Consider the following 12524-nt stretch of genomic DNA (forward strand, 5'->3'; position numbering starts at 1 on the left):
CATCTAATCGTAACGTATGATAAAAGCTCCCCCTTTGGGGGAGCTGGCACGGCGCAAGCCGTGACTGAGAGGGTTTGATTCAAAAGAGAGGACAAACAAAATGCCGCGCAATCTGGTTTTATTTGATCTGGAATGGAATATCGGCTACCAGCCGTATACCTTTAATTACCATGGCGTGCAGCAGACCTTCCGGGGCGAGATCGTGGAGATCGGTGCCGTGAAGATCGACGAAGATGCCAACGTGCTGGACACCTTTTCCATCCATCTGCGGCCCCGCATCTTCCGTAAGCTGCAGCATCACATTGCCAAGGTCACCGGCCTGACGCAGGCCGATCTGGACAAGGGTGAGCCCATCGTGCAGGGCCTGCGCCGCTTTATGCAGTGGTGCGGCCCGGATGCCGAATTTGCCGAGTGGGGCATGGATGACGTACCGGTGCTCAAGCAGAACCTGTACCTGTGCAACATCGACGAATCAAAGCCCACCATCTGGTACGACCTGCAGCAGGTGTTCCTGCGGGAGCATCCCCGCAAAGAGGGCGAGGGCATGACGCTGGAAAGCGTCGTCACCCGCTTAGGGCTGCCCATGGAGCGGCAGTTCCACGATGCCCTTTCCGACACGCTGTACACCGCCGATGTCTGCCGGATGCTCGACCTGCGGGCCGGTCTTGCGGCCTACCCCACTGAGGAGGAATCCCTGCGGGCCAGCCTGTGCCCCACCCCCGGCGACTACCGGGATTTTGAGGTCTTCCGCGGCTACGTGGAGCAGTACACCTGGCGCACCGACCCCAAAATTTACACCATGAGCTGCCCGGAGTGCGGCGCACCGCTCAAGCCCGATGATGTGTGGTTGAAAAAGGGCAGCAACAGCTGGTACACCCTGAGCCAGTGCCCCCACTGCGCCGGCAGCAGCAATGCCGCAGGCAAGGGTGTGTTCCAGCGCTACAAGCTGGCCCGCCGCGACGGCCTGCACTGGAGCTACGCCCGCTGCCTGCAGATCCCGGACGACGCTTCTCTTGCCCGGTGGGAAAAGCAGCGCACCGCCCAGCTGGAGCGCATGAAGGCCCGCGCAGAAAAGCAGACTGCGGAGTAAAACAGCACCGGCAGCTTCGTAGTATCCCAAGAAGGCTGTGCACAGGGCAAAAAAAATGTCGCTTTGTGTTCATGCTTGTGTCATACAATATGGATATACTACGGATAGAGGAACCTGCGGATGGGAAAGCGCAGGCGGAAGGGATGGATGTGCACAATGAACTTTTGTCTGCGCCAGCTGGGAACGCTGGAGTTCTGGGAAACTCTGCTGGACAGTTTTGGCAACCTTGGCCCCATTGCCCCCATCATGCTGGCCATGGTGGAGTCGTTTTTTCCGCCGCTTCCGCTCATTGCCATTGTGGCGCTGAATGTAGCGGCTCACGGCGGCATTCTGGGTTTTCTGTACAGCTGGGCCGGTGTGGCGCTGGGTGGCAGCATCATGTTCCTGTTCTGGCGGCGGGTGGTCAAGTGCTTCTTCTGGAAGTTTGCCTCCCGCTCGCCCAAGCTGGAAAAGGCTCAGCAGTGGGTGAACCGCTTTGACACTTCGTCGCTGTTCATGCTCGCGCTGCTGCCCTTCGCGCCAAGCTCCTTTATGCATCTGGCCTTTGGCATCTCGGACTTTGACGAAAAGCGCTATCTCATTACCATGCTGCTGGGCAAGGGCGTGATGATTGCCATGATGGCAGTGTTTGGGCAGTCGCTGGTCAGTTCCATGAAAAACCCGTTGTATCTGGTGCTGGCCGTTCTGCTGTGGGGCGGGATGTACTGGGTGAGCAAACAGTTCTGCAAAAAACACAATCTGGAATAATAATTTAGAATGCCCTCCGCTTCGCTCTGGGCATATTTAGCGGAAAAATATTTTTATAATAGGGCAACAGCAGACAGCCTGCGGGCTGTCTGCTGTTGCATTTTCACAGGAATGGCCCAAAAGGTAAACTCCATCTGTTGCGCTTATTTCCTTCGGAAATGACCGCGCAACCGGAAAATATGCCGCTTGCAACTACGGCCCCTTCCGTGAAAAAGCAAACCAGCCAAGCCCGCAGGCTTGGCTGGTTTGCAATATAAAAAATAATATTTCATTATTTTATGCCCAGAGCAAAGCGGAGGGCATTTAAAATCGTTCCCTTCCCCTTGACATTCACTTTGACTGCTGTATAATATGTATGCTATCAAACAGTTTTATTTGAAACTGTTCAATGCCAAAACAACCATGAAGGACAAAACCATGATGTGTGACGAAACCAAAAACGAGTGCTGCAATCACGCCGATCCCCCTTGGGAAGGCCCACAGGTCATCCCGGCGCAGATCCGCCGGGTGGACAACCTGATCTTCCGCAAGATCAACCAGTTTGCCCGCGAAAATGACGTGGAGCAGGCCACCCCCATGCACGGGTGGATCATTGGGTATCTCTACCGCCACCGGGACACCCCCGTGTTCCAGCGGGACATTGAGCGGGAGTTCTCTATCACCCGCTCCACCGTGACCAACATCCTGCAATTGATGGAGCGCAAGGGCTATATTGAGCGGCGCAGTGTTCCGCAGGATGCCCGGCTCAAGCAGCTGGTGCTCACCGAAGAGGGCATCTGCTTCCACGAAAAGACGATGCTCTGCTTCCACCAGACCGACGACTATGTGGCTGGGCTGCTGACAGCGGAGGAAAATACCGAGCTGCTGCGGCTGCTGAACAAGCTGCGGGATGCACTGCAGTGATGCAAAAGGGCGGTGTGCCGGTAGCTTTCTCCTCAGACACGAAATACGGGTTGCGGCACCCAGCAGCTGCTTCGCATCCGCTTGCATCTCGCTGGCCGCAGCCCCAACAACAGCTTCCTGTTTCCGCCACTGGCGGCGGTCGCTGTTGTTGCAAGCCATTCCATCGCCCGCCCTATTGCCCTTCGGGCAACAGGGTCCCACCCCAGCGGACGGTCTTCGGAGAAACTCCCGGCCCACCGCCCCGGAAAGATGCATATATCCCGTGCAATCTACCGAAAAAGTGTTCGTTAAATTAGTAATTATGAACATTTTTTGAAACGTCTTGACAATTAAAATGTTTTGTATAAAATTGTTCTGTACCAAACAAATAAAAAGTAACAGGAGGTAACTCAGATGATCAAAAAGTTAGTGTCACATCTGGGCGAGTATAAACGCGCCGCAGTCCTGACACCGCTCTTTGCCGCTCTGGAAGCCGTGATGGATGTGCTTTTGCCCACCATCATGGCCTTTATCATCGATCAGGGCATTGAAAAGGGCGATATGAACGCCATCCACAAGTACGGCCTGCTCACCTTTCTGGTGGCTGTGGTCGCGCTGGCGCTGGGCGTTCTGGCCGGCAAATACGCCGCCGAGGCATCCACCGGCTTTGCCGGAAATCTGCGCGATGCCATGTATGAGAACATCCAGCATTATTCTTTTTCCAACATTGATAAGTTCTCCACCGCAGGCCTTGTCACCCGTATGACCACCGACGTGACCAACGTGCAGAACGCCTTCCAGATGATCGAGCGCATGTGCGTGCGCGCCCCGGTGCATCTGGTGTTCGCTTTGTTCATGGCCGTGATGATCGGCGGCCCGCTGTCGCTGATCTTCGTGGTGGCTGTGGTCTTTCTGGTGGCGGTGCTGGCAGGCATCATGGTGCCCACCTTCCACATCTTTGACCGGGTGTTCAAAAACTACGATGCCCTGAACGCTTCCGTGCAGGAAAACGTCTCCGCCATCCGCGTAGTGAAGAGCTTCGTGCGCGAGGGCTTTGAGAACGAGAAATACACCAAAGCCTGCCAGAGCCTGTACGACCAGTTTGTGAACGCTGAGAGCCGCCTGAGCTTCAATAACCCTGCCATGCTCACCGCCGTTTACGGCTGCAACATCGCCCTGAGCTGGCTGGGTGCCAAGTACGTTCTGCATGGCGCCATCACCACCGGCCAGCTGAACGCTCTGTTCGGCTACATCATGAACATCCTCATGGCCCTGATGATGCTGAGCATGGCCTTTGTCACGATCTCCATGTCTGCCGCTTCCGCAAAGCGTATTGTGGAAGTGCTGGACGAGACCACCGACCTGCCCCCCGCAAAGCAGCCGGTGCAGCAGGTGAAGGACGGCGGCATCGAGTTCGAGCATGTCACCTTCAAGTATAAGCACGGCAGCGGCCAGCCGGTGCTGAATGATATCACCTTCAGCATCAAGCCCGGTGAGACCTTAGGTATCATCGGCGGCACTGGCAGCGCAAAATCCAGTCTGGTGCAGCTGATTCCCCGCCTGTATGATGCCGAGACCGGCACCGTGAAGGTGGGCGGCGTGGATGTGCGCGACTACAACCTCGACGTACTGCGCCGCGAGGTGTCCATGGTGCTGCAGAAGAACGTGCTGTTCAGCGGCACCATTCTCGATAACCTGCGCTGGGGCGACGAGAACGCCAGCGAGGAAGAGTGCATCCGTGTGGCAAAGCTTGCCTGCGCGGATGAGTTCATCGAGCGCTTCCCGGACAAATACAATACATGGATCGAGCAGGGCGGCTCCAATGTGTCCGGCGGCCAGAAGCAGCGCCTGACCATCGCCCGCGCCCTGCTGCGCAAGCCCAAGGTTCTGATTTTGGACGACTCCACCAGCGCCGTGGATACCGCTACCGATGCCAAGATCCGCAAGGCATTCCGGGAGGAGATTCCCGGCACCACCAAGATCATCATTGCACAGCGCATTTCCTCGGTGCAGGACGCCGACCGCATCCTTGTGCTAGATAACGGTAAGATCGATGGTCTGGGCACCCACGAAGAGCTGCTCAAGACCAACGCCATCTATCAGGAAGTTTACAACAGCCAGACCCAGGGCAGCGGCGACTTTGACAAACAGGGAGGTGAACAGTAATGGCTCAGGCAAAAGAAGTTCGCGGCCCCGGCCCCCGCATGGGCGGCCCCCGGCCCAAAGTGGAAAACCCGGGCAAGCTGCTGAAGCGCATCATGGATGAGGTATTCCGGCACTATCTGCCCCATTGCATCCTTGTACTTGTCTGCATCGTGGTCAGCGCGCTGGCAAACGTTCAGGCCAGTCTGTTCTTAAAGACCCTGATGGACGATTACATCGTACCCATGACCCAGCAGCAGGACCCGGATTTTGCCCCGCTGGCTGCGGCTCTGCTGCGGGTAGGCATCATCTACGTCATCGGCATTCTGGCCGCATGGCTCAACGCCCGCATCATGGTCAACGTGACGCAGGGCACCCTGCGCAACCTGCGCACCCAGCTGTTCACCCACATGGAGAGCCTGCCCATCAAGTATTTTGACCAGCATCCCCACGGCGACATCATGTCCGTGTACACCAACGACGTGGATACCCTGCGCCAGATGCTCAGCCAGAGCATCCCGCAGCTGGTGTCCAGCGCCATTACCATTGTTTCGGTGTTCTTCAGCATGTGCATGCTCAGCTGGCAGCTGACGATCGTTACCATGCTGATGGTGGCGCTGATGATGTTCTGCTCCAAAAAGATCACCCAGCAGTCCGGCAAATACTTCATCCAGCAGCAGCGGGATCTGGGCAAGTTGAACGGCTATATCGAAGAGATGATGGAGGGCCAGAAGGTCGTCAAGGTGTTCACCCACGAACAGAAGGCGCTGGCCGGCTTCCGCCAGCTGAACGACCAGCTGAAGGACAGCGCCAACAAAGCCAACAGCTTTGCCAACATCATGATGCCGGTCAACGCCCAGCTGGGCAACATCAGCTATGCCGTCTGTGCGCTGGCAGGCGCAGCCATGGCCGTGAGCGGCATGGGCGGCACGACCCTTGGCACGGTGGTGGCTTTCCTGAGCCTGAACAAGGGCTTCAACATGCCCATCAGTCAGGTGTCCATGCAGGCCAACAGCATCATCATGGCTCTGGCCGGTGCCGAGCGTATCTTCAAGATGATGGACGAAGAGAGCGAGACCGACGAGGGCTATGTGACCCTTGTCAACGCAAAGTACGACCGCAACGACCAGCTGGTGGAGACGGACGAGCGCACCGGCCTGTGGGCATGGAAGCACCCGCACCACGACGGCACTACCACCTACCACAAGCTGGAAGGCAGCATCACCTTTACCGATGTAGACTTTGGCTATGTGCCGGAAAAAACCGTCCTGCACGATATCAACCTGTATGGCCGTCCGGGCCAGAAGATCGCCTTTGTCGGCTCTACCGGTGCCGGTAAGACCACCATCACCAACCTCATCAACCGGTTCTACGACATTCAGGACGGCAAGATCCGCTACGACGGCATCAACATCCACAAGATCAAAAAGGCCGATCTGCGCCGTTCTCTGGGCATCGTGCTGCAGGACACCCATCTGTTCACCGGCACGGTGATGGAGAACATCCGCTACGGCCGGCTGGATGCCACCGATGAAGAGTGCATCGCCGCCGCCCGCCTTGCCAACGCGGATGGCTTCATCAAGCGCCTGCCGGAAGGCTACAACACCATGCTCACCGGCGATGGTGCCAACCTCTCGCAGGGCCAGCGCCAGCTGCTGGCCATCGCCCGTGCGGCCGTGGCAGATCCCCCGGTGCTGATCCTGGACGAGGCCACCTCCTCCATCGATACCCGCACCGAAGCGCTGGTGCAGCGCGGCATGGACGGCCTGATGTACGGCCGCACCAGCTTTGTCATTGCGCACCGCCTGTCCACCGTCCGCAATGCAGACTGCATCGTGGTGCTGGAGCAGGGCCGCATCATCGAGCGCGGCAGCCACGACGAGCTGATCGCTAAAAAAGGCAAGTATTACCAGCTGTACACCGGCAATCTGGCCGAGGACTAAGCTTTTTTCTACCTCCTCAATGAAAAAGCGGCAGCGTGCATCAAATTGCGCGCTGCCGCTTTTTGTGTTATACTGACTCTGCGGCCCTTCTCCGATCCCCCTGTCGCGGAAAGGAGGTGGTAAACATGCCTAGCTTTATCGCGTTTTTTCAGACTGTCGCAGCAGAGGTAGTAGCCTACTATTTATGCAAGTGGCTTGACAGCCTGTTCTTCAAGGGCAGCAAGCACTAATGAAAAGAAGCACCCCGGTACTGGTTCTACCGGGGTGCTTCGATTTTTTACGTGGTAAACACGTTCGGCCTTATCGCGTTGCCTACCCTTATTATACGCACTTTCATGCAAAAGTCAAGAGGTTTCTGATTCATTTTTCTACTATGTTACGTCAGAATTTTTTATACTTTACAAGGCTTTGCCGTTGGTTTATACTGAAAGCTGAATGATTCTATCAAATTGAGGAGTTTTGCATCGTGGTTTCGGAGAGCACACTCACCTTGGATATCCTGCCGCTTTCGGCAGACACCGCCCGGCTGGTGCGGGTGTACGGCACAGAGCCGTGTATCGCGCTGCCCGGCACACTGCCAGCACCGGAGGGCGGCAGCTTTGCTGTTACCGAACTGGGCGACTACTGCTTTTCCGAAAAGCCGCGCAGCCTGCCTGCGGCAGACAAGACCTGCCGCTACGAGGCGGCCCCGGACGGCACGGCGCGGCTGATTCGGGCCTTTGGGCAGACGGTAGGCGGCACCTGCCGCCGGTACGGCTTCGACTTTGACGCGCCCGCTGCCGATTCGGATGCAGACGACCTGCACCCGGTGTGTGGGAACTTTCTGGAAGAGGTCACCCTGCCGGACAGTTTGCAGGTGATTGGCAGCTGCGCATTCTACAACTGCCGCAAGCTGCGTCTGCTCACCGTGGGCACGGGCAGCCTGACCATGGGCAGCGATGTGTTTTTGAACTGCTTTGCGCTGGAGACCATCCGGGTGCAGGCAGGCCCTGAAGAACCTACCGGCCTGTTTGCCCTTGTGAACAACATCACCGAAGCGGTGCGGGCTGAGTTTTGCCCTGCCGGTACAGCAGCCCCGCTGGCGGCGCTGTGGTATCCCGCCTACTGGGAGGATATCGAGGAGACCCCCGCCCACATCCTTCTGCACACCTTTTCCGGCCAAGGATATCATTACCGGCAGTGTTTTTTAGAGAACAAATTCCTCCCCGCAGAATACGACGCGATCTTCCCGCAGGGCCACGATGCCGACGATGCCAATGTGATGGCAATGCTCTGCTTTGACCGGCTGCGGTATCCGTGGCAGCTGACCGAAGCCGCTGCCGGGCACTACCGGGCATTTCTGGCAGCCAACACCGATCGGGTGCTGGCCCGCCTGCTGAAGGCGCAGGACAATGATGCCGTGCGTGCACTCATTGCGCTGGATGTGCTGGACAAAGACGGCTTTGCCGAAGCTTCAGCCCTTGCCGCCAAGGCCGGGAACGCCGCTGCCGCCGCTCTGCTGGCGGATGCGGAGCACAAAAAGTATGTTCCTCAGCCCAAAAAGCAGCGGTACGATTTTGATTTTTAAACAGCAGAAAACTCCTTCCGTCGCACTTCGTGCGCCAGCTCCCTCTAAGAGGAAGCCTTTGGCAGTAAGGGTAAGCTTCCGGTTTCGCCAGAGACCCCATCCCTGAGGGGGCTGGCATCGCGCAGCGATGACTGGGGGAGTTTGCAGCGAGGCTGAGAGGGTTCTAAGTGAGGTGACACTTTTGCCCCAAACGATCCAAAAAGAAAAATTTTTTGACCCGCGCAAGCCGTTCCAGTCCCAGCGGCCGGAGACCCACGAGGAGTGGCAGGCACGCATGGGCGGCGAGGTGCTGGCGGTGGTGCGCAGCGGGCTGTATCTGGACTTCCGCTTTCTGGATATGGCGCTCAGTGCCTTGTCCCCCGCCCCGGACGAGCGCTGCCGGGTGCTGGCTACGGACGGTCAGGTCCTGTTTTATCAGCCCAGCCACCTGCTGCGGCTCTATCAGGACAACCCAAAATATCTCAACCGGTTGTATCTGCACACCATATTCCACTGCGTATTCCGGCATTTGTGGCTGAAAGGCCGCCGGGAGCCGCAGCTGTGGAGCCTTGCCTGTGATATCGCAGTGGAAAACGTTATCGACAGCCTGAACCGCACCAGCGTCAAGCGCCCGCTGACCTATGTGCGCCAGAACGCCTATCAGCAGATCACCGCAGAGGAAACCGTGGTGGCAGCCGCGCCGGTGTATCGGTGGCTCACCCGGCAGACACCTGGTGTGCTGCGCCAGCTGGAGCGGGAGTTCGTGACCGACGACCACCGTCTGTGGCCGAAGGATGCGCCTGACCAGCCCCAGCAGATGCCCACGCCGCTGCCCCAGAAAACGTGGCAGAAGATCGGGGAGCGGATGCAGACAGAGCTGGACCTGCGGGATAAGGAAGCCGGGGACGGTGCCGATGCCCTGAAGCAGCAGGTAAAAGCCGCCAACCGCAGCCGCCGCAGCTACCGGGATTTTCTGCGCCGGTTCTGCGTGCTGCGGGAGGAAGTAAAGCTGGACCCGGACGAGTTCGACCTGAACTTCTACACCTACGGCCTTTCGGTGTACGGAAACCTGCCCCTCATCGAGCCTCTGGAAAGCAGGGAGAGCAAAAAGATCGAGGAGCTGGCCCTTGTCATCGACACCAGCTACTCCACCTCCGGTGAACTGGTGCGGGCGTTCCTTGCGGAGACCTACACTCTGCTGAAAGGACAGGAGAACTTTTTCCACCGGATGAACCTGCACCTGATCCAGGCCGATAACGCCATCCGGCAGGATATCCTAATTCACAATGAGGACGAGCTGATCCACGCCATGAACCACTTTGAGCTGCGGGGCGGCGGCGGAACGGACTTCCGCCCGGCCTTTGAATACGTGAACCAGCTGTGCGCCGAGAAGAAGTTCTCGAACCTGCGGGGCCTTTTGTACTTCACCGACGGCATGGGCACCTACCCCGCCAAGCGCCCGGCCTACGACACCGCTTTTCTGTTTCTGGGGGAGCGGTTCGACGATGCCAATGTACCGCCGTGGGCCATGAAGGTGGTTCTGGATGAAGAAGAATTTACCGGTGCAGCAGCCCGCCCGCAAAGCACCCTTGCCGACGCGCTGGCCGAAGAGGACGACCTGTACCGTGACCTGAACAATTCGTGAGGGAATTTGTTATGAATATCAAACGAGCCAAAGAAGAAATTGAACACACCGTAAAAGCCTACCTTGCCAAGGATGCTCTGGGCGAATACGCCATCCCGGCCATCCGGCAGCGTCCCATTCTGCTCATGGGGCCTCCGGGCATTGGCAAGACGCAGGTGATGGAGCAGGTAGCCCGGGAGTGCGGCGTGGCGCTGGTGGCCTACACCATCACCCACCACACCCGCCAGAGCGCCGTGGGTCTGCCCTTCATCCGCCAGCGCAATTATGGCGGCAAAGATGTCTCCGTGACCGAATACACCATGAGCGAGATCATCGCCAGCATCTACGCCAAAATGGAGGCCACCGGCCTCTCCGAGGGCATTCTGTTCATCGACGAGATCAACTGTGTGTCGGAAACGCTGGCCCCCACCATGCTGCAATTTTTGCAATGCAAGACCTTTGGCAATCAGGCCGTGCCTGCGGGCTGGGTGATTGTGGCGGCAGGCAACCCACCGGAATATAATAAATCTGTGCGCGACTTTGATATCGTTACGCTGGACCGCGTGCGCCGCATGGACATTGAGCCGGACCTGCCCGTGTGGAAGGACTATGCCCGCGCTGCCCACATCCACAGCGCCATTTTGAGCTATCTGGAGCTGCACCCGCAGAACTTCTACCAGATCAACGCCGATGTGGACGGCACCCAGTTCGTGACCGCCCGCGGCTGGGAGGATCTTTCCAATCTGCTGGACACCTACGAAACACTGGGTCTGCAGGCTGATGAAGACCTGATCCGCGAGTACATCCAGCACCCGAAGATTGCAGAGGACTTCTCCGCCTACCTCGACCTTTACTATAAATACCGCGACGACTACGGCGTAGAGGAGATCTTGGCCGGACAGGCAAAGCCCGCCGTGTTCGCACGGCTGCTGCAGGCCCCCTTTGACGAGCGGCTTTCGCTGGTCAGCCTGATCCTTGCAGGCCTCGGCACCCGGTTCACGGCCTCCCGTCAGGCAGATGCAGTAGCCGACAGCTGCTATGCCTTTCTGCGGGAGACCAAAAAAGCCCTTGCCACCGTTCCGGAGGATATCCCGGACGGCTCGGCAGAAATGTTCCACCAGCAGATCATGGATTACGACACCGAAACACAGCAAAAACGTGCCGCCGGGCTGCTGAGCAAAGATGCTCTGACCACCCGCCTGCAAGTGCTGGCCGTGCTGCGCGGCTGGGAGGGCGAACTGCGCCGTGCCAACGCCGCCGGTACACAGGAAGCCTTCGACCTGCTGCGCGGGCAGTTCCAGTCCCTTGCCGATGAGCGCGAAAAGGCCCAGCAGACCGCCAGCGCCGCGCTGGAAGCCGCTTTCGACTTTATGGAGCAGGCCTTTGCCGAAAGCCAGGAGATGGTGGTGTTCGTCACCGAGCTGACGGTGGACCCGGTGTCCCACGCCTTCCTCACCGAGAACGGCTGTGAGCGCTACTTCAAGTACAACAAAGACCTGCTGCTGGACCACCGCAAAGCTGCCCTGCAGCAGGAGCTGGCGGCAGAGCAGCGCCGCCACGGCGGGGTGTGAGCCATGCTGGAAAATCTTCTGTTCAGCATGAACAGCACCATGCCGCTGTTCTTTATCATGCTGCTGGGCTATGTGCTGCACCGCACCGGTTTTCTGAGCGATGCGTTCGTGGCCGGGGCCAACAAGTTCGTGTTTTATGTGGCACTGCCGGTGCAGCTGTTCCGCGACCTTGGCAAAAACGATGTCCGCGCCACCTTCGATGGCCGGTATGTGCTGTTCTGCTTTGCGGTCACACTGGCGTGCATCCTTGTGATCTGGGCGCTGGCAAAGCTGTTTTTAAAGAGCACCGGCCTTGTGGGCGAATTCGTTCAGGTGTGTTACCGCTCGTCGGCTGCCATCCTCGGCTCGGCTTTTCTGCAGAGCATCTACGGCGATGCCAGCATGTCCAGCCTGATGATCCTTGGCAGTGTGCCGCTGTATAACATCATGGCAGTGGTCATTTTGATGCTGGAAGCGCCCACTGCGCAGGCTCAGACCGGCAATATGGCTGAAAAGCTCAAAAAGAGTGTGAAAGGCATCCTGACGAACCCCATCCTTCTGGGCATTGCAGCGGGCTTTGCGTGGAGCATGCTGCACATTTCCGTGCCTGCCATGCTGGATAAGGCCCTTTCCAATGTGGCCGGTCTGACCAGCCCTCTGGCCCTGCTTGCCATTGGTGCAGGCTTCAAGGGCCAAAAAGCTCTGGGATACCTCAAGCCTACTGCTGTGGCTACTGTGGTCAAGTTGATGGTGCTGCCTGCGCTGTTCCTGCCGCTGGCTGTGCGCTTTGGCTTTACCGACGAAAAGCTGGTGGCCCTGCTGGTGATGCTGGGCAGCATCACCACCCCGGCGTGCTACGTTATGGCAAAGCAGATGGGCCACGAAGGTGTGCTTACCGGCAGCGTGTGCGTTACCACCACCCTGTTCAGCGCATTCAGCCTGACCTTCTGGCTGTTCGTACTGCGGAGCCTCGGATATATTTTATAACATCTTTTGCATA

General features: G+C 58.1%; 9 protein-coding genes. All 9 read left to right on the forward strand.

From position 1 onward, the window contains the following. Positions 1-100: 100 nt before the first annotated feature. The 9 genes from GKG34_RS02485 (at position 101) to GKG34_RS02525 (ending at position 12511) form a co-directional block, all read left to right on the forward strand. Entirely contained in the window at positions 101-1090 is a 990-nt protein-coding gene (locus GKG34_RS02485; RefSeq protein WP_154255526.1) for a 3'-5' exonuclease, read from the forward strand. A 156-nt stretch (positions 1091-1246) separates the two neighbouring features. Continuing rightward, complete coding sequence (locus tag GKG34_RS02490) at positions 1247-1837, forward strand: VTT domain-containing protein (protein WP_223388225.1); 591 nt, start codon at positions 1247-1249, stop codon at positions 1835-1837. Positions 1838-2254: 417 nt separating this feature from the next. Beyond that, complete coding sequence (locus tag GKG34_RS02495; RefSeq protein WP_223388226.1) at positions 2255-2740, forward strand: MarR family transcriptional regulator; 486 nt, start codon at positions 2255-2257, stop codon at positions 2738-2740. A 393-nt stretch (positions 2741-3133) separates the two neighbouring features. Then, the gene (locus GKG34_RS02500) at positions 3134-4885 is read left to right on the forward strand and encodes an ABC transporter ATP-binding protein (protein ID WP_154255527.1); all 1752 of its coding nucleotides are present in this window, start codon (positions 3134-3136) and stop codon (positions 4883-4885) included. After that, positions 4885-6804 (forward strand): ABC transporter ATP-binding protein, encoded by a 1920-nt coding sequence (locus GKG34_RS02505; protein WP_154255528.1) that lies wholly within the window; start codon positions 4885-4887, stop codon positions 6802-6804. Before GKG34_RS02500 ends, GKG34_RS02505 begins: the two co-directional genes overlap by 1 nt. 466 nt (positions 6805-7270) lie before the next feature. Beyond that, positions 7271-8371, forward strand: coding sequence for a leucine-rich repeat protein (locus tag GKG34_RS02510; RefSeq protein ID WP_005944001.1), 1101 nt, complete (start codon positions 7271-7273; stop codon positions 8369-8371). Positions 8372-8552: 181 nt separating this feature from the next. Then, the gene (locus GKG34_RS02515) at positions 8553-9995 is read left to right on the forward strand and encodes a VWA-like domain-containing protein (RefSeq protein WP_044953965.1); all 1443 of its coding nucleotides are present in this window, start codon (positions 8553-8555) and stop codon (positions 9993-9995) included. An 11-nt stretch (positions 9996-10006) separates the two neighbouring features. Next, the gene (locus GKG34_RS02520; RefSeq protein ID WP_005943995.1) at positions 10007-11545 is read left to right on the forward strand and encodes an AAA family ATPase; all 1539 of its coding nucleotides are present in this window, start codon (positions 10007-10009) and stop codon (positions 11543-11545) included. A gap of 3 nt (positions 11546-11548) precedes the next feature. Next, complete coding sequence (locus GKG34_RS02525; RefSeq protein WP_005943992.1) at positions 11549-12511, forward strand: AEC family transporter; 963 nt, start codon at positions 11549-11551, stop codon at positions 12509-12511. The last annotated feature ends 13 nt before the right edge of the window (positions 12512-12524 follow it).

This window comes from Faecalibacterium sp. BIOML-A4, assembly GCF_009679665.1.
Classification (GTDB): Bacteria; Bacillota; Clostridia; order Oscillospirales; family Ruminococcaceae; genus Faecalibacterium; species Faecalibacterium taiwanense.